This is a genomic window from Bradyrhizobium sp. Ken64 (assembly GCF_055807555.1).
The window spans coordinates 40,285-60,744 of sequence record NZ_JBVVPA010000009.1; the positions used below are offsets into that span (position 1 = coordinate 40,285).

The 20,460-nt window shown below is 63.0% G+C and carries 20 protein-coding genes and 1 tRNA gene; 11 read left to right on the forward strand and 10 right to left on the reverse strand.

Annotation, left to right across the window (positions count from 1 at the left end):
* Positions 1–27: 27 nt before the first annotated feature.
* The 3 genes from AC0L2F_RS16980 to AC0L2F_RS16990 form a co-directional block, all read right to left on the reverse strand.
* Positions 28–777: a pPIWI-associating nuclease domain-containing protein gene (locus AC0L2F_RS16980; protein WP_473249131.1), complete on the reverse strand. Its 750-nt coding sequence runs from the start codon at positions 775–777 to the stop codon at positions 28–30.
* Between the two features lie 135 nt (positions 778–912).
* Entirely contained in the window at positions 913–1,635 is a 723-nt protein-coding gene (locus tag AC0L2F_RS16985; protein WP_473249132.1) for a hypothetical protein, read from the reverse strand.
* Positions 1,635–2,396, reverse strand: coding sequence for a hypothetical protein (locus tag AC0L2F_RS16990; RefSeq protein ID WP_473249133.1), 762 nt, complete (start codon positions 2,394–2,396; stop codon positions 1,635–1,637). The genes AC0L2F_RS16985 and AC0L2F_RS16990 overlap by 1 nt, the downstream gene beginning before the upstream one ends.
* A 232-nt stretch (positions 2,397–2,628) precedes the next feature.
* Here AC0L2F_RS16990 and AC0L2F_RS16995 point away from each other — a divergent pair, with 232 nt between their 5' ends.
* Both AC0L2F_RS16995 and AC0L2F_RS17000 read left to right on the forward strand, forming a co-directional pair.
* Positions 2,629–3,066 carry a hypothetical protein gene (locus tag AC0L2F_RS16995; RefSeq protein WP_473249134.1) on the forward strand — a complete coding sequence of 146 codons (438 nt, stop codon included), beginning with the start codon at positions 2,629–2,631 and terminating at the stop codon, positions 3,064–3,066.
* A 65-nt stretch (positions 3,067–3,131) separates the two neighbouring features.
* Positions 3,132–3,527, forward strand: coding sequence for a protein NO VEIN domain-containing protein (locus AC0L2F_RS17000; RefSeq protein WP_473249135.1), 396 nt, complete (start codon positions 3,132–3,134; stop codon positions 3,525–3,527).
* Here AC0L2F_RS17000 and AC0L2F_RS17005 read toward each other — a convergent pair.
* The 3 genes from AC0L2F_RS17005 to AC0L2F_RS17015 form a co-directional block, all read right to left on the reverse strand.
* Positions 3,524–4,693, reverse strand: coding sequence for a phospholipase D-like domain-containing protein (locus tag AC0L2F_RS17005; protein ID WP_473249136.1), 1,170 nt, complete (start codon positions 4,691–4,693; stop codon positions 3,524–3,526). The genes AC0L2F_RS17000 and AC0L2F_RS17005 overlap by 4 nt on opposite strands.
* 396 nt (positions 4,694–5,089) lie before the next feature.
* A tRNA-Ile gene (locus tag AC0L2F_RS17010) sits at positions 5,090–5,165 on the reverse strand.
* A 369-nt stretch (positions 5,166–5,534) separates the two neighbouring features.
* Positions 5,535–6,509 carry a Bug family tripartite tricarboxylate transporter substrate binding protein gene (locus AC0L2F_RS17015; protein ID WP_473249137.1) on the reverse strand — a complete coding sequence of 325 codons (975 nt, stop codon included), beginning with the start codon at positions 6,507–6,509 and terminating at the stop codon, positions 5,535–5,537.
* Positions 6,510–6,615: 106 nt separating this feature from the next.
* Between AC0L2F_RS17015 and AC0L2F_RS17020 the strand changes: the two genes are divergently transcribed.
* On the forward strand, positions 6,616–7,593 hold the full coding sequence (locus AC0L2F_RS17020) for a TAXI family TRAP transporter solute-binding subunit (protein ID WP_473249138.1): 978 nt from the start codon (positions 6,616–6,618) through the stop codon (positions 7,591–7,593).
* 108 nt (positions 7,594–7,701) lie between these two features.
* On the opposite strand, the gene AC0L2F_RS17025 is transcribed toward AC0L2F_RS17020, so the two are convergent.
* Entirely contained in the window at positions 7,702–8,946 is a 1,245-nt protein-coding gene (locus AC0L2F_RS17025) for an ABC transporter substrate-binding protein (RefSeq protein ID WP_007606496.1), read from the reverse strand.
* A 99-nt stretch (positions 8,947–9,045) separates the two neighbouring features.
* Entirely contained in the window at positions 9,046–9,939 is an 894-nt protein-coding gene (locus AC0L2F_RS17030; RefSeq protein WP_007606498.1) for a helix-turn-helix transcriptional regulator, read from the reverse strand.
* 300 nt (positions 9,940–10,239) lie between these two features.
* Between AC0L2F_RS17030 and AC0L2F_RS17035 the strand changes: the two genes are divergently transcribed.
* From AC0L2F_RS17035 to AC0L2F_RS17045, 3 genes are read left to right on the forward strand one after another with little or no spacing between them, the layout of a single operon-like run.
* Positions 10,240–11,073 (forward strand): ABC transporter substrate-binding protein, encoded by an 834-nt coding sequence (locus AC0L2F_RS17035; protein ID WP_473249139.1) that lies wholly within the window; start codon positions 10,240–10,242, stop codon positions 11,071–11,073.
* A gap of 54 nt (positions 11,074–11,127) precedes the next feature.
* The gene (locus AC0L2F_RS17040) at positions 11,128–12,234 is read left to right on the forward strand and encodes a molybdopterin-binding protein (RefSeq protein ID WP_473249140.1); all 1,107 of its coding nucleotides are present in this window, start codon (positions 11,128–11,130) and stop codon (positions 12,232–12,234) included.
* Positions 12,235–12,247: 13 nt separating this feature from the next.
* Positions 12,248–14,197, forward strand: coding sequence for a molybdopterin biosynthesis protein (locus AC0L2F_RS17045; protein WP_473249141.1), 1,950 nt, complete (start codon positions 12,248–12,250; stop codon positions 14,195–14,197).
* Positions 14,198–14,204: 7 nt separating this feature from the next.
* On the opposite strand, the gene mobA is transcribed toward AC0L2F_RS17045, so the two are convergent.
* Positions 14,205–14,882 (reverse strand): molybdenum cofactor guanylyltransferase MobA, encoded by a 678-nt coding sequence (gene mobA / locus AC0L2F_RS17050; RefSeq protein WP_473249142.1) that lies wholly within the window; start codon positions 14,880–14,882, stop codon positions 14,205–14,207.
* Positions 14,827–15,717 (reverse strand): formate dehydrogenase accessory sulfurtransferase FdhD, encoded by an 891-nt coding sequence (fdhD, locus tag AC0L2F_RS17055; RefSeq protein ID WP_063993726.1) that lies wholly within the window; start codon positions 15,715–15,717, stop codon positions 14,827–14,829. The genes mobA and fdhD overlap by 56 nt, the downstream gene beginning before the upstream one ends.
* A gap of 208 nt (positions 15,718–15,925) precedes the next feature.
* Here fdhD and mobB point away from each other — a divergent pair, with 208 nt between their 5' ends.
* The 5 genes from mobB to AC0L2F_RS17080 all read left to right on the forward strand — a co-directional run bounded on the left by mobB (position 15,926) and on the right by AC0L2F_RS17080 (position 20,393).
* On the forward strand, positions 15,926–16,453 hold the full coding sequence (gene mobB, locus AC0L2F_RS17060) for a molybdopterin-guanine dinucleotide biosynthesis protein B (RefSeq protein WP_007606511.1): 528 nt from the start codon (positions 15,926–15,928) through the stop codon (positions 16,451–16,453).
* A 9-nt stretch (positions 16,454–16,462) separates the two neighbouring features.
* Positions 16,463–17,719, forward strand: coding sequence for a molybdopterin molybdotransferase MoeA (locus AC0L2F_RS17065; protein WP_473249143.1), 1,257 nt, complete (start codon positions 16,463–16,465; stop codon positions 17,717–17,719).
* A 55-nt stretch (positions 17,720–17,774) separates the two neighbouring features.
* Entirely contained in the window at positions 17,775–18,038 is a 264-nt protein-coding gene (locus AC0L2F_RS17070; protein ID WP_473249144.1) for a sulfurtransferase TusA family protein, read from the forward strand.
* 321 nt (positions 18,039–18,359) lie between these two features.
* Positions 18,360–20,015: an OFA family MFS transporter gene (locus AC0L2F_RS17075; protein ID WP_473249145.1), complete on the forward strand. Its 1,656-nt coding sequence runs from the start codon at positions 18,360–18,362 to the stop codon at positions 20,013–20,015.
* Positions 20,016–20,105: 90 nt separating this feature from the next.
* Positions 20,106–20,393 carry a hypothetical protein gene (locus AC0L2F_RS17080; RefSeq protein WP_473249146.1) on the forward strand — a complete coding sequence of 96 codons (288 nt, stop codon included), beginning with the start codon at positions 20,106–20,108 and terminating at the stop codon, positions 20,391–20,393.
* Positions 20,394–20,460 lie beyond the last annotated feature (67 nt).

Here is a 20,460-nt window from a genome sequence, read left to right on the forward strand (position 1 = left end):
CACGTGACGAACAATAATCCGGTATGCTCATTCCCTCCACGACGATGTATCAACTTTTATCGTTGTGTCCGCGAGGTCGAAGTCCTCCGGCGTCGTCGCTGGCGCCGATGTCGTGCATTCGAAGGGAAAGCTTTCCTTGAAATCCACGGGGTCATGTTTGCCGCCGGCCATTAGCGTAACGCTAACCGATCCGGTGAAACGGCATCGGATCCTATCCGCGTCCAGCGCCAAAATCTCAGGATCGTCGATCAGAACGCCTCCGGTTTCGTATTTTCCTGAGATTTCGTCGAGTTCGCCGATGCTTTGATTTATAAATGCGCCGGTGGCGGCGCCGCTCAGCGCTCGCGATAAGGCAGTCGCAACACGATCTGTCATGTCGTCGATCGTTTCGAACAAATCGTCGAGCGCGACCAAGGCGTTCTCTGCGAACTCTTCAATCTCTTCTTCTGTCTTCAATTCAGTCTCTGGTCGGACATGGGTCCGCTTGTTCAGTTCCTGGAAGGCCGGGCCTAGACCCGAGTGAAGCGTTTCGGATTTTATACCGATCTTGTTTTTGAGGAAGGCGTCAGTCAGCCCTCCGCGGCATGTGTACAGCGCACGCTGTCTTCGCGTAGGGCCTTCGACGTTCTTATCCTGCTTGAACCACTGGCAACGCATCACGTCCGCATCGGGTGCCATCAGTTCGAGCACGTGTGCCGTCAATTCGCAAACGAACTTGCGGATTGGTTGGCGCGCGCGGGATTGTTCCCTGGGTGAGCACCGCCAGGGCTCCGTCAAGCTGGCGTCTGGAAAAATCGTCAGGGAGGCGGCTCCTGACCTTGTCGATCAGATCCTGGCTTGGCAACGCTTTGCTCCATCGTGGTCTAGCTTGGGGTATTGCTGATCCGCGAGTAATGATGCCGGATTGGAGCCTCAACTCGCACGAATCTGGAAGTTTTCGAGACTTTCCCGGATGTCGAACTGAGTTGGCTCGCTCGCCTTATTCGGTGACTTCGCCCACAGGTAGGCGGAGCCTTCATCGAGCTTTACGGATTCCGCTTTGAAACCGCCGCGCTCAACAAGGGAGACAAGATCATCGGGCGGAATAAGTCCGTAAAAGGAGTAACCGCGAAGAGAATCCATCAAGAAGCCGTTGTCGTACGGCTTGCAATTGGGAAGCCTCTGCATCCGCGTGAAGTCCGAGTTGCGATAGAGAGATACAAACAGACAGGAGCAGCCCGGCTTCAGTTTAGTTCTCATCAACTGAACGATGCCCATCCTAACGCTTGCGGAAGGAATCACCGAAAGTACGTTGATGCAGAATCCGCGATCGTACTTTCGGCTATGGGAAACGAACCGATCGACTGTGTATGCGTGGACGTGGTTTGACTTCCTGACGTAGTCGCGGATCGTTGTTGAGCGACCACGGATCATCTGAGTCCTCGAAAGCTGGACTTCCGAGTCTACAAGCGCGAGTTCGTCGGTGGTCCTCGCAATTGCCCGCTCGTAGCGGAGCTTACCGCAACCAAAGTCGAAGCTGCTGTGTACCGGCTTTAGCTGTGCGATCAGTTTATTCAGATATGACGAACTCTGGGCCTCCGGTTTGGCCGCGTTTTCGCTTCGGATGACAATGTCTTCCCCGATCTTGTACCTCATTAAATTGCCTCGAATACCTGGCGGTTTGCTGCGTTTGCCTCGGCATTGCCGGCGATCTGCTGTACCTCCGGCTCAACCCTTCGTTCCAGCTTGGTGAAGCGGAAGTGCATGAACAGCAGAAATGCCACCGAGACCGACCAAAATAGGATGAGTAGCCAGGCGGAAGCCGCGATGGCCGAGAACAAAGCGCAAGCGGCGAGTATGACGACCCCTTCGAGCGCGACCCAAAAAAGAGTCCAAGACTCCAGCGCGCTTTCAATGTCGTGTTTGTCGACGAGCGCGTTCTCCTTTGTGCTCGAAGCATACTTGTAGAAGGTATCCCGCATCAGATGCGAGCGATCTCGTTTGATGTTAGCGACCTGCCGAGCGGTCATCTTGGCGCCTGATGTGAGGGCCAAGGGTAGAAGTATGTTCGCGTGATCAAATCGGGCTCGAATTCCGAAGAGATCAGAAATGAGGTCGTGAAATCTCGTTGTGCGGCTAAACAGCATGATCGCAAGAGCGATCACGACGTTTGCGACGCTCACCGTGGCCAAATTAACGGAAGTAATCTGCGGTAATTTCGCCACCGCGGCGAACTCTTTGAGGCCGGGTAGCTCCTCCAGGCGCTTGAATACCCCATCAATCCACGGATTGTACCTAAGTAGAAACGTGCAAATAAGCGCCAACCAGAAGTCCGCGACCGCAATCTTCCAAAGCATTTCTTGGTAGTTCTTCGGGGCTCCGAAGAACGGCGTCAGAACACGAAAGAAAGAATCCATTTTTGTCCTGAGGTTGCGCAAACAGATCAATAAGCGGGGTAATTGATTCAGAAAGCGCCAGATTGGTCAATTTTGCAAGGGGGCGAATTTCCTCCGCTTCCTCTATCGGCCAGTTAAGCATGGGTTAGTGGCCTCCCTTGCGAAGAACACCAGAGAGGCGAGTGCCCCCCCTCGCATTTTGCGGATTTGGCGCCGCCTGGTAGGATTTCGACCGGGAGCAGTGGAAGCAATCGTGGACGCCAAGGGCGCAGCACCGGGAGCCAAGGGGACCGATTGGGCGGCCGAGCAGGTCGCCATTGTGGTCGCCAATTATTTCTTGATGCTTGAGCGGGAGCGGGCCGGCGACAAGATCAACAAGGCCGACCTGTACAGGAAGCTGGCACCAGAGGTTGGGCGGTCCGAGAAGTCGATTGAATGGAAGCTCCGCAACGTGTCGGCAGTCTTGGAGGAGCTTGGGATAGCTTGGATCCCAGGGCTCCTCCCGGCCCACAATTACCAGGACTCCTTGGTGGAAGCCGTTGAGGTCCAGTTGGAGCAGGATCCCAAGGTCCTGATCGAGCCGACGTCGGTGAAGCCGCGCTTCACGTCGGCGGGAGGGCCGGTTCTGGTGCCGCCGCCGCCGTTTTTGAATTTGAACCCGCAGAAGATCAGCCGGCGCTGCTGCGCCTGATTGGTAAGTACGACCCGGCGACTAGGGACGAACTTAACCGTTCGCTAGGGCGCGCCGGCGAGGAGATGGTGTTCGAGTTCGAGTACGACCGGCTCTGCCAGGCCGGTCGTAAAGACCTGGCGAAGGAGATGGACTGGCCTTCCGACCGCGGCGAGGATCACCGCGGATACGACATCAGGTCCTTCGAGCCGGACAACGGTGAGGAGCGGCTGCTTGAGATCAAGACCACCAGCGGGCATGGGCGTACTCGGTTCTGGTTGTCCCGCAAGCAGGTTGAGACGGCTGCCCTGAACCCGTCGGCCTACCGCGTCCGGAGAGTTTTCCACTTCCGGAACGGCGCGAAGATGTTCGATATCAAGCCGCCCCTTGATGCGGGCCTGTGGCTGACGCCGGACAAGTACGTGGCCGTGAGCCTAGATGAGTCGTTGTCAAAGTGTCCAGAACGGACGGACGAAGGTTAGCCAGCCAGCCGTGAGCCGCCGCTCGGTCGCGCGTTCCACTGGCCGTCGTCCTGTCGAATAAGGACGACATGCCGAGACGGCGCGGGAATCTCAGGAAGTTTGACGTTCAGCTTATCGAGATAGCGGCTCGCGCACCGCTCCGGCGAGATGGCTTTGAAAGAGAGGTATTCGATCGACTTGCCGTTCAGCAAGTTGGCCGAACCTGACAGGACCTCGCAGCTTGCGTCATTCATTCCGATGAAGAATTTGGCGTGGAAATCTTGCTTCTTCGTTTCGGCGGCCAAGAGCTTGCTCGTCAACCCGTATTCTTCCAGCATCTGATGGTCGAGTCCTTCAACCTCTCTCAGCAGCGACTTAAACGAGCTGTACTCTTTACCCCTCGTGATGAAGACCGCCTTGTCTGCATCCAGAGTGCGGCGCAGCCAATCCCAGATCTCCATTTTCTGAGCGGCTTTCATCCACTGGTGTCCAACAAACGGAGATGCAACGATAATCGCCTCGGACGTGAGGTGCCACCTGATCAGCAGCTTCTCCAGCACGGCCATCGCCTCGCTCTTCGTGAAAAGCCCCATCGGTTGATCTTCGAGCGAGCAACCGGTTATGTCGGCCAGAAGGTACTCGTCGAGCGACTGTTGCATCGATCCGTTCAGCAAGAAATCTGCATAAAAGCTCGCGATGTGCGCGTGGCCGCACGGGCACGTGTGAGGCACGTGAATGACGACGTGGTCATATTCTTCGCGGTTAAGGCGCAACGCGACGTTGATCGCGTTCGCGTACACTTTTTTGACGTCGTCAAAAGCCGTGGCGAGGGCATGGCGGGCCGCGCCTTCCAAGTTGGTCTGTGTACGCTCGCAAACGTAGATGGGGCGCGCGGCATAGTTGAACCGGTGCTCGACCTTGTCGGGCTCAAGGTTATGGACCGCGATCTCGGTCGCGACGTCTTCCGCCGGGCCGGGGTAGGACCCATCCTGCTTCTCAGGAACATAGTAGGAAGCGCCTGACGACTCGGCATTCAGCAGGTTAATGACGAACGGTACGCTGCACCCGTTGCAGGGAAGCTTCCAGTAGCCACGATCGTTAATCGCGTCGAACTTGACTTCGCGGTATTGGTGAGGCGACCCGCACCGAGGACACTTGGCCGAAATATTGCGGATCGAGGAAGTCATCGGCGGCTCTGCTGGCAGGGGGACGGCGGAAGGCGACTGAGTGGTGCCCACCTTCAGCGGTTCAACTGGCTCAAACAAAGGGTGCGTTGCTGCCGGAATGCAGGGTCGCCGTGTTCACAACAAATAGGCGCCGCACGGCAACTTCGCCACCTAGGAACCTTGTGATGGACGTCTGAGCCCTCCACGGGCGTCTTGTTTCAATGGTGTGAGCGGCCCTTCCAACGAAATAGACCCCCCTCACTTTTGTCGAGCCCAAAAATCAGCGAAAAAATCGAGGAGAAATTCGATAGGTGTATCAGCGAGATCTAAGATCGAGTCGTTTTCAAAACGAAATCGAGTCGTTCTTAAAGGGCAAATCGAGTCGTTTTCAAAGTGTCCGCACATTCCTTACTTCATTGGTGGGCCCGGCAGGACTCGAACCTGCAACCAGACCGTTATGAGCGGCCGGCTCTAACCATTGAGCTACAGGCCCCGCCGCGAGACGGCTCGCGGGACTGCGCGGCCGGCAACGGTGCGCGGTTCGTTTACAGGGACGGAGGCGGGGGTGCAATGCTGGCTCCGGCGGTTGGAAACGCCGGCGCGGCAAAGTCTGAGATTTTTGAATAACCGAAATTGGCGATGATGCCCTTATAGTCCTGTTTTGCCCGACGGCGCAAGGCCCCCTCGCCGAGCTTTCGCCCCCGCCCTCTGGCAATCGCGCCAGGAGGTCGGTTTTCGATTCTGTAACCCCTTGTGATCCCTAGATGTTTCTACTGTGCATGGGGTTGTTTTCGCACATTTTGTTGGGAGGGGTCTTCCGATCCCCTCCAATGTCGCGTTGGCGCGCGGCAGTTCCACAGGCCTAGTCCACCGACACGCCGGCGAACTCCACCACCTTGCGCCACTTCTCGGTCTCGTCGGTGACCAGCTTGCCGAACTCGGCCGGCGTCATCGGCTTGGGGATGCCGCCGGTCTCGGTGAGGCGCGCGACCAGCTTCGGGTCCTTCAGCGCCTCGTTGACGGCCTTGTTGAGGATCTCGATCACGTCGGCCGGCGTGCCCTTCGGCGCGGAGATGCCGTAGAAGCCGACCGATTCGAATCCCGGCAACGTCTCGGCGATCGCGGGCAGGTCGGGCACGCTCGGCCAGCGCTGCGGCGAGGTGACGCCGAGCGCGCGGACATTGCCGCCCTTGGCCTGCTCCATCGCGGAGGGAAGGTTGTCGAAGATCAGCTGCACCTTGTTGGAGATGATGTCGGGGAAGGCGATCGCCGACCCGCGATAGGGCACGTGCACCATGTCGCACTTGGACATCACCTTGAACAGCTCCGCCGACATGTGCACCGAGGTGCCGTTGCCGGACGAGGCAAAGGAGATCTTGCCGGGATTGGCCTTGCAGTAGTCGATGAACTCCTGAACCGTCTTCGCCGGGAACGCGTTGGAGACGACCAGCATGTTGGTGAGCTGCATGATGCTGGCGACCGGCACGGTGTCACGCAGGAAGTCGAACGGCAGCTTCTTGTACAGCGAGGTCGAGATCGCGTTGTTGGGCGCGACGAACAGCAGCGTGTAGCCGTCCGGCGGTGAGGTGATCGCGGCAGCGGCCGCGATGTTGCCGCCGGAGCCGGTGCGGTTCTCGACGATGAACTGCTGGCCGAGGCGGTCCGACAGCCACTGCGCCATGATCCGCGCCACGATGTCGACCGGGCCGCCGGCGGAAAAGCCGATCAGCCAGTGCACGGGACGGTCAGGATAGGCGGCGGAGGCAGGAGGTGCGGCGCCCAACAGCGTTGAAAGGAAAACCAGCCCGAAAACACTGTTACGCAAAATTCGCAACATGACGCCTCCCATTGTTCTATTGTCGTTGGGCTGCATGCTTTCACAAAATCGGGGCGCTGCCTACATCGTCGCAAGTCGATGTTGACGCGCCCCCGCCGGGACCGACATGAGATTCGCGATCACCCCTGTTCTTGGCGCGGCGCTGCTGGTCAGCCCCGCCGCCGCTCAAACCGGAGGCAACGCCATTCCGACCACGACACCCGGCCTGACGATCAGCCTGGGCACCGCGACGCCCGGCGGCGGCTTTCCGCTCTATGGCAACGCCTTTGCGCAAGCGATCAACGCGGCCGATCCGCAAATGATCATCGCCCCGCGCAACACCAAGGGCAGCAACGAGAACATTCCGCTCTTGGAGAAGGGCGAGCTCGATCTCGCTCTGGTCGCGGGCGAGCCAGCCTATGAGGCCTTCGCCGGCATCGGCCGTGCGAAGGTCACGCTGAAGATCCTCACGGCGATCTATTCCAATCCCGGCATGTTCGTGGTGCGCGCGGATAGTCCGTACAAGACCATTCGCGATCTGGTCGGTCAGCCCGTCGCATTCGGCGCCAAGGGCTCCGGCCTGCCGATCCTGGCGCGCTACGTGCTCGATGGTCTCGCGTTGAAGCAGGACGAGGACTTCAAGGCGATCTATCTCGATCGCGCCGGCGACGGCCCCGCCATGGTCGAGGATGGCCGTGTCGCAGCACTCTGGGGCGCCGGCATCGGATGGCCCGGCTTCGCGGCGGTCGCCTCGAGCGCGTCAGGGGCGCGCTTCATTGCGCCCAGTGCCGAGGAGATCGCGCGCATCCGCGCCAAACACGCGTTCCTCAAGCCGCTCACCGTGCCGGCCGGCAGCTACCCGAACCAGTCCGAGCCGATCGCCTCGCTCGGATCCTGGAGCTTTGTCCTGACCCGCGAAGATCTGCCCGACGATGTCACCTATCGCCTGGCGAAGACGCTTCACGCCGTCGAGCCGACATTCTGCAAGCAACTCGCGCAAGCCTGCGAGACCACGGCCGCGAACACCGTCGCCGCCGCGCCGAAGCCCGAGCTGATCCATCCCGGCGTGATGAAGTACTTTCGCGAGATCGGGGTGGTGAAGTGACGGTCGCAACAAGCGACCGTCATTCCGGGGCGATGCAGAGCATCGAACCCGGAATCTCGAGATCCCGGGTCTGGTCCTTCGGACCATCCCGGGATGACCGCTACGCGGTCACTTCTTCACCATCGCACAGGCCGGGTCCGGCGGACCGAACGCCTTGTCGCCGGAGATGGTCGTGAGGATCTTGTAATAGTCCCACGGATATTTGCTTTCCTGCGGCGTCTTCACCTGCACCAGCCAGAGGTCGTGCACCATCAGATTGTCTTCGCGCAGTTTGCCGTTGCGGGCGAAGAAATCCTCGATCGGCTTTTCCCGCATCTTTGCGGCGACCTTGAGCGGATCGTCGGTGCCGGCGTCCTTGATGGCGTTGAGATAGTGCATCACGCTCGAATAGACGCCGGCCTGCCACATCGACGGCATCTTGTTCATCTTGGCGAAGTAGCGCTTCGACCATTCGCGGGTCTTGTCGTCCAGGTCCCAATAGAACGAGGTCGTCAGCAACAGCCCCTGGGCCGCCTGCAGGCCGAGGCCGTGGATGTCGGTGATCAGCGCCAGCAGTGCCGCCATCTGCTGGCCGCCCTTGAACACGCCGAACTCGGAGCCGGTCTTGATCTCGTTCATGTTGTTCGGCGGACCCGCCGCGATGCCGATGATCTTGGCCTTGGAGGCTTGCGCCTGCAGCACGAACGAAGAGAGGTCGGGCGTTGCCAGCGGCGGCTTCACCGAGCCCAGCACCTTGCCGCCATTGGCGGTCACGATGGCCGAGGCGTCGCGCTCCAGCGAATGGCCGAAGGCATAATCGTCGGTGATGAAGAACCAGCTGTCGCCGCCGCGCTTGACCACCGCATCCGCGGTACCGACCGCCAGCGCGCGGGTGTCGAACACCCACTGGATCGCGTAGGGCGAGCAGAACTTGCCGTGGAAATCGGCGGTGCCGGTGGAGTGGGTGATGAACAGCCGCTTCTTCTCGTTGGCCATGTTCTGAACCGCGAGCCCGACCGCTGAGACCGGCACGTCGACGATCAGGTCGACCTGGTCGACGTCGTACCAGCGCCGCGCAATCGCGCCGCCGATGTCGGCCTTGAGCTGGTGGTCGCCGACGACGATGCTGATCGGCTTGCCGAGCACGGTGCCGCCGAAATCGTCGATCGCCATCTGCGCCGCCGTCACCGAGCCCTGGCCGGTAGGCGCCGAGGCCGGACCGTTCATGTCGGTGAGCACGCCGATCTTGACGACGTCGTCGGACACCTGCGCCACTGCGGCGCCCGGCAGCAGCGTCGTCGCCAGGAACGTCGTCGCCAGGAACGTCGCTGCAATGCCGGCAGCCACCGGCAGTCCAAATTTCGTTGGCTTCATGCTTGTCCTCCCCTGATCCGGCGCGTTGGCCGGTGTACCCCCGGGTATGGCCCGGCTGAATTGGTTTCTTTTGCAACTATTTGGGGGCGGGCGTCAACGTCAGCCGGCGAAGCGGATTTGTCCGGCGGGGGAGGGATCGTAGCCGGTCAGCTCCTCGGCGCGCTGGAGCAACCGCTTTTCGCTGAGGAACCGGATCAGGCCCTGCATGGCGGGGCGGAAATAGCTGCGCTGCCGCATCGCGAGGTCAAAATTCTCCCAGACCAGCGGCACGAAATCGAGGCCGGCCGAGCGCGCCGCCGCACGCGTCGCGATTCCGCAATCGGCTTGTCCCGCGCGGACGATCTCGGCGAGATCCGGCCCGGTCAGGACCGGCGTCTCGATCCGGCGCAAATCGCGCGTCGAGGCGCCGGCGCGCTTCAGCAACACATCCAGCAGCATTTGCGCGCCCGTGCCCTGTTGCCGCATCGCCATTTTGGCCCCGAGCGCGAGCACGTCGGAGAGGCCGCGCAGCCGCTTGGGATTGGCCGGCGGCAGCACGAGACCCTGCTCGCGGCGCACGAACGCGACCAGCAATGCATCATGCAGGTCCGGAGCGTCTCGCAGAACCGTTGCATTGGCGTCCGCGGCAAGATTGCCGTCGGCATCGAGGCTGTGGAAGTGCACCGCCACGGCCATCACCTCGTCGCGCTGCAAGCGCTCGAGCCCGCGCGCGCTGCCCTCGCTCATCGATCCCAGCCCCGAGCCGGATTCGCGCAGACTCCAATCCAGAAGCTCGTCCTGGCTGCCGCCGACGACCGGCGGCGGCTCCGCAATCAGCATGCCGGCCGGACGCGCCAGTCCGGACAGCACCCAGAGGTCGAGCTCGTGCCGCGGGAAGAGCCATTTGCCGGTCACCTTGGTGCAGGGGATCGCACCGGTGGTGACGAGTTCGTATAGCTTGCGTTCGCCGAGCCGAAGATAGTCGGCGGCTTCGCTGGTCGTCAGGAATTCCATCCTGCATTCCTATGCAAATTCTTGCTTCTTTTTGGGCTCGACGCAGGTGGAATTCTGCATTTCCAGTTTTGTCCGCTACGACCATGCCTGATCATCTCGCTGCTTTGCAACACATCCCCACGCGCGATCTCTGCTTTGGTGAACGATCCCGAATCGCTCGCGTGGCGCGGACCTCGCGGCTGTCGCGCGCGCCGCATTGCCGGAATTTCCCGACACGGCGGGCACAATGAGCAAACACGTCACGAGTGCGGCGCAATCGATCATCATCATGATCGCGTCATAGCCTGTGGGAACCCGATCATGGCCGTCCGCCGCCTCTCCGTTGCACTCGCGCTTCTCTGCGGCCTCGCCGCGAGCGTTGCGGCGTCATCCGCGGAGGAACGCGCGATCGTGCTCGCCACGACCACAGCGACGCAGGAGTCCGGCCTGCTCGATTACCTGCTGCCGATCTTCCGTGACAAGACCGGCATCGAGGTGACGGTGATCGCGCGGCGCGCCGACGAGGTGCTCGAGGGGGCACGCAGGGGCGAAGTCGACGTCGTGCTGATGCATGCACGGCCGCAGGAGGAGAAATTCGTTGCCGACGGTTTTGCCGCGAAGCGCTTTGACGTGATGTACAACGACTATGTGCTGGTCGGGCCAAAGAGCGATCCCGCCGGCGTCAAGGGCAAGGACATCGTGACCGCGCTGAAGGCAATCGAGGCCAAGGGCGTGCCGTTCGTGACGCGCGGCGACCGCTCGGGCACCCATGCCGCGGAGCTCGCGCTCTGGATCGTCGCCGGCATCGACATCGCCCGCAACAAGGGCGGCTGGTATCGCGAAGCCAAGCAGGGCATGGCCTCCGCCCTCGACGCAGCGCGCACGGCGAACGCCTATGTGCTGTCCGACCGCGGCAGCTGGATCGCTTTTCGGGAGCGCGGCGATCTCGACATCGTCGTCGAAGGCGACAAGCGGCTGCTCAATCAGTACGGCGTGATGCTGGTGAACCCCGCGAAGTTTCCGAACGTGAAAAAGGAGCTGGGGCAGGACTTCGTGGACTGGCTGATCTCGCCCGACGGACAGGCGGCGATCGCCGGATACAAGGTCGACGGACAACAACTGTTCTTCCCCAATGCGGACAAGTCGGGCGGCTGACGGTCGTATTGCCAGCGGTTGCCAAACCGGGCGATGCATGGTCCATCATGACGCATGACCCAGCGCCTGCCGCCATCGCTGACGCCGCTCGACTCCGCGCTCGCCGCGTTGCTGACAGGGTGTGATCCGCTCGCGCCGGTGGAGTTGCCGCTGGGCGAAGCGGCCGGCTGCATCGCGGCCGGCAATCCGCTGCTCGCGGCGCGACCGTCCCGTGACGTCGCTGCCGCCGATGGCTGGGCGTTACGCGCCAATGATCTGGTCGGCGCGTCCTCCTATTCACCGCTAGCTCTCGCAAGAGCGCCCGCCTGGGTCGATGCCGGCGACGCGATGCCGGCGGGATGCGACTGTGTGCTCGATGCCGACGCAGTCGAGCTGTCTGGTCCGCTCGTCCAGGTGTTGGCGGAGAGCGTGCCGGGGCAAGGCGTCAGGCGCGCTGGAAGTGACATCGACGGACGCACGCCTGCCGCGGCAGAGGGGTATCCGGTCGGTCCTGGCGCTCTGCCGCTCACGCGCGCCGCCGGACTGGACCGACTGAGCGTGCGCCGTCCGCGGCTGCGCATTGTCAATGTACCAGGCGCAACGGGGACCATGCATCTGATTGCGGAGATCGCTCGCGCCGCAGGACTGGATGTGCACACGAGCGAGGCCGGCGCGCGAGACGCGGGATCGATCGCGGAGGCGTTTGGCGTGCCCACTTGCGATCTCCTGCTGACGATCGGCGGCAGCGGTGTCGGTCGCAACGATGCAGCGGTCACGGCGCTGGCCCAGCGTGGTGACGTGATCGCCCATGGTCTTGCGCTCCAGCCCGGACGCACCGCCGCGGTCGGGCGGCTCGGAACCGTTCCTGTCGTCGTCTTGCCCGGATCGCCGGATCATGCGCTTGCGGTCTGGCTTGCGCTCGTGCTGCCGCTCGTCGACCGGCTGTCGGCGCGGCTGCCGCGCCGACAGATAGCCTTGCCGCTCGCGCGAAAAATTGCATCCAGCGTCGGCATCGCCGAAATGGTTCTGCTGGCGGAGGAACATCACGCGTGGGTGCCGCTTGCGGTAGGAGAATGGCCGCTCCAGGCAATGGCCCGTGCGGATGCATGGCTGCTTGTTCCCGCCAGCCACGAGGGATTTGCAACGGGGGCGCCGGTCGATGCCTATCTGATGCGGGAATGATATGGGTCTTGGCATGACGATGATCCCGCAATCGCAAACCCGCAGCGCGCTCGAGCAGGAGCAGTTCCTCAAGATCCTTTCCCGCGAGGACGCCTTGGCTCGCTTCGAGGCCGAGCTGTTCCCGCGCGCTCTTTTGAGCGAAACGCGCAAACTCGGTGCTGCGCTCGGTGCGTCGCTCGCTGAAGACATCACTGCGCCGATCGACGTGCCGCCGTTCGACCGTTCCAATGTCGACGGTTTTGCGGTGCGCTCAGCGGACCTTGCGACAGCCGGCGAAGGCGCGCCGGTTCGGCTCGGGCTGAATGGCGAGACCATTCACTGCGGCACCGTACCGGCGCTGCAAGTGGAGGCGGGAACGGCAACGCCGATTGCCACCGGTGGTCCGCTGCCGCGCGGTGCCGATGCCGTGGTCATGGTCGAGCATACCCAGCCGGCGGGATCGGGTGCGATCGACGTCCGTCGCGCGGCCTCGCCCGGGCAATTCATATCCTACGCAGGGTCCGATATCGCGCGCGGCGAGGCGCTGCTGCGCGCCGGCACGATCATCGGCTCGCGCGAGGTCGGCATGCTGGCGGCCTGCGGTCTTGCCGAGGTGAGCGTGGTGCGCAAACCTCGTGTTGCCGTGATCTCCACCGGTGACGAACTGGTTCAGCCGGGCGAGGTGCTCGCGCCCGCTGCGATCTACGACACCAACGGCGCGATAGTCACTGCTGCGATCGACGAGAACGGCGGTGAGGCGGTTTTCCTCGGCGCCATTCCCGACGACGAAGCCCAGCTCGAAGCCGCCATGCGCCGTGCGCTGGCGGACGCCGACATGCTGGTGCTCTCCGGCGGCACATCGAAAGGCGCGGGCGATCTCTCCCATCGCATCATAGGCCGGCTCGGCCAGCCCGGCATCATCGCGCATGGCATTGCGCTCAAGCCCGGGAAGCCGCTGTGCCTTGCGGTGTGCGACGGCAAGCCGGTGGTGATCCTGCCGGGTTTTCCGACCTCCGCGATGTTCACCTTCCATGACATGATCGTGCCAATGCTGCGCAAAATGGCCGGACTGCCGCCGCGCTCCGATGCCAAGGTGAACGCGACCGTGCCGGTGCGCATTGCTTCCGAGCTCGGCCGCACCGAATTCGTCATGGTCTCGCTGGTCGGAGGCAAGGACGGCTTGATCGCCTATCCCTCCGGAAAGGGGTCGGGTGCGATCACGTCGTTCGCGCAGGCCGACGGTTTTCTGCGCATCGACGCGCTCGCCGACCAGATGCCGGCCGGAACCGAGGCCGAGGTGACGCTGTTCACGCCACATGTGCGGGTGCCCGATCTCGTCATCGTCGGCAGCCATTGCACCGGGCTCGATCTCGTCACGGCGCAACTCGCGCATGCCGGCCTGACCGTGCGTTCGATCGCCGTCGGTAGTCTCGGCGGACTTGCGGCGGCGCGGCGCGGTGAATGCGATCTGGCGCCGATCCATCTGTTCGACGACAAGAGCGAGACCTACAATACGCCTTACCTGATCGAGGGGCTTGAGCTCGTGCCGGGCTGGCGGCGGATGCAGGGCATCGTGTTCCGCAAGGGCGACAAGCGTTTCGAAGGCCACAGTGCGAGGGACGCCGTCGTCGCGGCGCTCGCTGATCCCTCCTGCATCATGGTCAACCGCAATCAAGGCGCCGGCACGCGCATCCTGATCGATCGTTTGCTCGGTGGTGCGCGCCCGGAGGGCTACTGGAACCAGCCACGCTCGCACAACGCGGTGGCCGCGGCGGTCGCACAGCACCGCGCCGACTGGGGCATGACCATTGCGCCGGTCGCCCATGCGGTCGGCCTCGGTTTCATTCCGCTCGCGGAGGAGCATTATGACTTTGCGCTGGTGACGGCACGCAAGCAGCGGCCTGCGGTGCAGGCCTTTCTCGCCGCACTCAGCTCGGACGAGGCGCGTGCCGCACTGGAGCGCGCGGGATTCCGGCCGGCGTAGAGCTTGATTAAGACGCCGCATCCAGTGCGGCCAGCCGCTCGGCTTCCGCGATATCCTCGACCGTGTTGGCATTGAAGAACGGATCGAGCGGCTCGGTCGGCCACGTCACCGTCGCGAGCGGGTAGCGCGCGGTCCAGCGGTCGATCTTGCGGAGGTCTTCGACCACTAGCGCGTGACGCAGTTCGTCGCGCAAACCAACGCGCCACAAGCCTATCACCGGATGCGACTGGCCGTCCGATGTCGCGACGGCGAGCTCGGCATTCGCGGCGAGGCGTTCTTCGTGCAAGCGCGCGACCAGATCGCGCGGCAGGAACGGGCAGTCGCCGGCGGCACTGAGCACCCATTCCACCTCAGGCCGGTTCGCCGCGGTCCAGTCGAGCGCGGCAAGGATGCCGGCGAGCGGACCGGGAAAGCCGGGCACGTCGTCGGCGACGACCTGCAAACCGAACGCGGCGAAGCGGGCGGGATCGCCGTTGGCATTGAGGATCAGCCCGCTGCATTGGGGCGATAGGCGCGCGATCACGCGTTCCAGGATGGTGCGGCCGCCGATGGTGCGCATCGGCTTGTCGCCGCCGCCCATGCGCCGGGCGAGGCCGCCGGCGAGCAGCACGCCTTGCGTGCTCGGAAAGCTAATCGTCACCACCTTCACCCTTGCGCTTGTGCTTGGCCGATTCCTCCTCGACATAAGCGAGGTTCTGGTCGTAGACGATGCGCTCCTCGCCTGACAACGCGATGAACCGTTTGCCGCGCGCGCGGCCGACCAGCGTCAAGCCCACCTGCCGGGCGAGATCGACGCCCCAGGCGGTGAAGCCGGAGCGCGACACCAGGATCGGAATTCCCATGCGGACCGTCTTGATCACCATCTCCGAGGTGAGCCGTCCCGTGGTGTAGAGGATCTTGTCGGAGGCATCGACGCCGTGGCGGTACATCCAGCCCGCGATCTTGTCGACGGCGTTGTGACGGCCGACATCCTCGGTGTAGCAGAGCGGATCGCCCTCCCTGCACAGCACGCAGCCGTGGATCGCGCCGGCCTCCAGATAGAGCGAGGGCATGGTGTTGATGGTCTGAGTCATCTGGTAGAGCCAGGAGGTGCGCAGCTCCGCCTTCGGCAACGCGACGCTCTCGACCGCCTCCAGCAGATCGCCGAAGGCGGTGCCCTGCGCGCAGCCCGATGTCTGCGTGCGCTTCTTCAGCTTGGCTTCGAAATTGGTGTGGTGCTCGGTGCGCACCACCACCACCTGGAGGTCGTCGTCGTATTCGACCTCGGTGACCGCGTCGTTGTATTTCAGCATGTTCTGGTTGAGCAAATAGCCCAGCGCCAGATATTCCGGATAGTCGCCGATCGTCATCATGGTGACGATCTCCTGCGAATTCAGGTAGAGCGTCAGCGGGCGCTCCACCGGCACCTTGATCTCGATCCTGGCGCCGGACTGGTCGGTCCCGGTCACGCTCTCGGTGAGGCGCGGGTCGTCGGTGTCAGGGACGATCAGGGGCGCTGGGGCTTTGTCGATCTTCATCATGGCCGCGACGTTAGCATGACATTCGGGTCAAGCCGATATATGCATGCTAGCGAGAGAACGAAATGCCGCCTATTCGTCATTGCGAGCGCAGCGAAGCAATCCAGGCCGCCGCCGTGGATGCATTCCTGGATTGCTTCGCTGCGCTCGCAATGACGGAGGAGAGAGTGGTTCCATCAAGGACCGGGTCGCTCGCGGAGACGGAGCTGGAATGAAAGTCATCGGCCTTGCAGGCTGGAGCGGTGCGGGCAAGACCACGCTGTTGACGCGGCTGATCCCGCATTTCAATGCGCTTGGCTTGCGCGTCTCGGTCATCAAGCATGCGCATCACCAGTTCGACGTCGACGTTCCCGGCAAGGACTCCTGGCGCCATCGCGAGGCCGGCGCGGCCGAGGTGCTGGTTGCTTCGTCAAATCGCTGGGCGCTGATGCACGAGTTGCGCGGGGCGGCAGAGCCGCGTCTGCCGGAACTGTTGAGCAAATTGTCGGCTGTCGATCTCGTCCTGGTCGAGGGTTTCAAGCGCGAGCCGCATCGCAAGATCGAGGTGCATCGCGCCGCCAACGACAAGCCGCTGCTGTTTCCCGATGATCCCGGAATTTTCGGGATCGCGGCCGATGTCGCCATTGAAACCCGACTGCCGACCGTCCATCTCGACGATATCGCCGCGGCCGCGGAATTGCTGCTGCGCGCGGCGATGCCGGTCGAGGAAGCGGTCGCGAAAAGCGCTGCGATGCGTTGACGAGGCACCATGGCGCAGTTGTCGGACGATTGTTTTGCCTTCGGCGGACCAATGATGTCGGTCGACGAGGCCGTTGGCCTGATCACGACGCGCGTCAACGCGATTGTCGATCTCGAAACTGTGGCGCTCATCGACGCTGATGGGCGCGTGCTGGCCCGCGATATCGCGGCGCCGCTGCCGTTGCCGCCCTTCACCAATTCCGCTGTTGACGGCTACGCCGTGCGCAGCGCCGATCTTCCGGATAGCGTCGAGCGGGCGCTGCCGCTCGACGGCCGCATCCAGGCCGGCGGTCTGGCACTGGCGCCGATCAAGGCCGGCCACGCCGCGCGCATCTTCACCGGCGCGCCGGTGCCGCCGGATGCCGAAACGGTCTTCATGCAGGAAGATGTCCGCCTCGACGATGCCGGCCGAATTGTGCTGCCGCCGGGGCTGAAGCCGGGCGCGAACGTCCGCCCTGCGGGAGAGGACATTCCCCAGGGCCACATTGCGTTGCGCGCAGGCCAGCGCTTGCTGCCGCAGCATGTCGCGCTCGCGGCGGCGTTCGGCCTTGTCGGGCTCGACGTCGTCAGGCGCATCCGCGTCGCGGTGTTCTCGACCGGTGATGAACTGGCCTCTCCCGGCGAGCCGCGCGCGGCCTCGCAGCTGTTCGACTCGAACCGCTTCATGCTGATGGCGATGCTGCGTCGGCTCGGCTGCGACGTCAGCGATCTCGGCATTTTGCGCGACGAACGTATCTCGCTTGCGAATGGCCTGAAGCAAGTCGCAGGCACGCACGATCTGATCCTCACCACCGGCGGCGTCTCGACCGGAGAGGAGGACCACGTCAAGGCGGCGGTCGAGAGCATCGGCTCGCTGGTGTTGTGGCGGATGGCGATCAAGCCGGGACGGCCCGTGGCGATGGGCATCATCGACGGCACGCCGCTGATCGGATTGCCGGGCAATCCCGTCGCGAGTTTCGTCACCTTCGTGCATGTGGTGCGGCCGACGGTGCTGGCGCTTGCGGGCAGCCTGCCGGAGCAGCCGTTGCCGATCCCGGTGCGCGCGGCATTCACCTACAAGAAGAAGGCGGGCCGACGGGAATATGTTCGCGCCTCCTTGCGGCGCATGCAGGACGGCGCACTCGAGGCAATCAAGTTTCCACGCGAGGGAGCGGGGCTGTTGTCCTCTCTCGTCGACACCGACGGCCTCATCGAGCTCGGTGAGGAGGTCACGCGTGTCGAGCCGGGGCAGAGCGTGGGTTTCTTATCCTATGCCGATCTGCTCTGAGTCTGGATGTTGTGTTGGCGTTGACGTCATCGACCCCTCCCGCCATGTTGCGCCGATGACCAGAACGACGCTCGATCTCACCGGACTGAAATGCCCGTTGCCCGCCCTGAAGACGCGCAAAGCGCTGAAGCCGCTGCAGCCGGGCGATCAGCTCGAAGTGTACTGCACCGATCCCCTGTCGGTGATTGACATTCCAAACCTGATCCGAGAGACCGGCGACACGGTAGAGATCACCGAGCGCAACGACGCGCGCATCGTGTTCTTGATAGAGAAGGCCGATCGCTCGATAGAAAATATCAATGGTGCGCCGCCCACTTAGTCGGCGGTCACTCGGTTGATACCTACCTTTTGTCTATCGACATCGATCTTCACTTCTGCCCCAATCGAGTTCCTCCGCCGAGACGCGGAGGTCGAGTCTTGCCTGCGATATGCGGAGCAAATGGGCCATCGAAAGAAGCCCGGCCGTGGCGTCGGGCATAGCCCCCAAGGTTAGGGGGTTTAACGTCTCGGATGCGCGTGACGATCCTGGCGCGCGTCGATCATTGTGCGGAGCAGCAGGGACAAAGGCTGCGCTGCAACGGCTGAGGAACAGGACCGTCGTGGCAGGCCGCTCAGAAGGGCGGCTTTAGGGGAGGAATGCATGTCTACCATCGAGAGCGCTGGAACACTTTCGGGTGCCGGCGCAGGTTTTCTGGATCGCGAGCGGACCATCGCAACCGCCGGGTTCAATCGCTGGCTGGTGCCGCCGGCCGCGCTGTGCATCCATCTCTGCATCGGCATGGCCTACGGCTTCTCGGTGTTCTGGCTGCCGCTGTCGCGCGCGATCGGAGTGACCGCGCCGAAGGCGTGCGCAGAGATGTCGCTGCTTCAAGAGCTGTTCACGACCAGCTGCGACTGGAAGGTCGCCAGCATGGGATGGATGTACACGCTCTTTTTCGTGCTGCTCGGTATCGCGGCTGCAGTCTGGGGCGGCTGGCTGGAGCGCGTAGGCCCGCGCAAGGCCGGCTTCGTCTCGGCGCTGTGCTGGTGCGGCGGCCTCTTCCTCGGTGCGATCGGGATTTACACCCATCAGCTCTGGCTGTTGTGGCTCGGTTCGGGTGTGATCGGCGGCATCGGTCTCGGCCTTGGCTATATCTCGCCGGTCTCGACGCTCGTGAAGTGGTTCCCGGACCGTCGCGGCATGGCGACCGGCATGGCCATCATGGGCTTCGGCGGCGGCGCCATGATCGGCGCGCCGCTGGCGAACCTCTTGATGAACTACTTCAAGACCCCGACCTCGGTCGGCGTCTGGGAGACCTTCGTCACGATGGGCGTCATCTACTTCGTGTTCATGATGATCGGCGCGTTCCGCTATCGTTTGCCGCCGCCCGGCTGGCAGCCCGAGGGCTGGACCGCGCCGTCGAAGGCCAACGCGATGATCTCAAAGGCCAACGTCCATCTCAACGACGCGCACAAGACGCCGCAATTCTGGCTGATCTGGTGGGTGCTGTGCCTGAACGTCTCGGCCGGCATCGGCGTGATCGGCATGGCCTCGCCGATGCTCCAGGAGATCTTCGCCGGCAAGCTGATCGGCCTGCCTAACGTCGGCTTCAACGCGCTTGATGCGGGACAGAAGGCGCAGATCGCCGCGATCGCCGCGGGCTTCGCCGGATTGCTGTCGCTGTTCAACATCGGCGGCCGCTTCTTCTGGGCATCGCTGTCGGACAAGATCGGGCGCAAGAACACCTATTATACGTTCTTCATCCTCGGCATCGTGCTCTACGCGCTGGCGCCGACTTTTGCGGCGATGGGTTCGAAGCTGCTGTTCGTGCTTGGCTTCGGCATCATCCTGTCGATGTATGGCGGCGGCTTCGCCACCGTGCCGGCCTACCTCGCCGACATGTTCGGAACCCAGTTCGTCGGCGCCATCCATGGCCGGCTGCTGACGGCGTGGTCTACCGCGGGCATCATCGGCCCGGTCGTCGTCAACTACATCCGCGAGTTCCAGCTCGCGGCGGGCGTGCCGCGCGACCAGCTCTACAACACGACGATGTACATCCTGTGTGCGATGCTGATCGCGGGCCTGATCTGCAACTATCTGATCAAGCCGGTCGATTCGAAATGGCACATGAAGGAGGCCGATGTCGCGAAGTTGCAGGCGGCAAGCGCCAGCGCCGCCGCCGCGGGACCACACGGCTCCTACGGCATCGGATTTGGCGGGCTTGACGCCAAGGCGGCGATGTTCTGGGCCTTCGTCGGCGTCCCCCTGCTTTGGGGTGTTTGGAAGACATTGGAGAGCGCGGTCAAGATCTTCTGACCGCCGTCGAGACGGAAGCGGGATGCTCATCAGGCGTCCCGCTTCGTTGGCCTTTCAGACATCATCAAGAATGGGACTTAGGGGATTGAAATGATTCGCAACCGAACTTGCCTTCGAATTTGCCTTGCGGCCGTGTTGGTCGTCGCTGGCCTTCCTGCCGCATCCGCGCAGACGACAACGACACCTGCAGCGCCTGCTGCAACGACCGAAGCCAAGCCTGGCAAGATGAAGCTCACCATGCAGAAGCTGAAAGACATGAAGGCGAAGTGGGCGGCCAACAAGCCGAAGCTCAAGGCCTGTCGCGCCGACGTGAAAGCCAAGGGCCTCGCCGGCGATGACCGCTGGTTCTACATCGAAGAGTGCATGAGCAAGACCTGAGATCAGGTTCCGTCCGACGCTTGCATAAAAGGGGCATGGCGGGCGACCGCCTGCCTCCTAAATCATT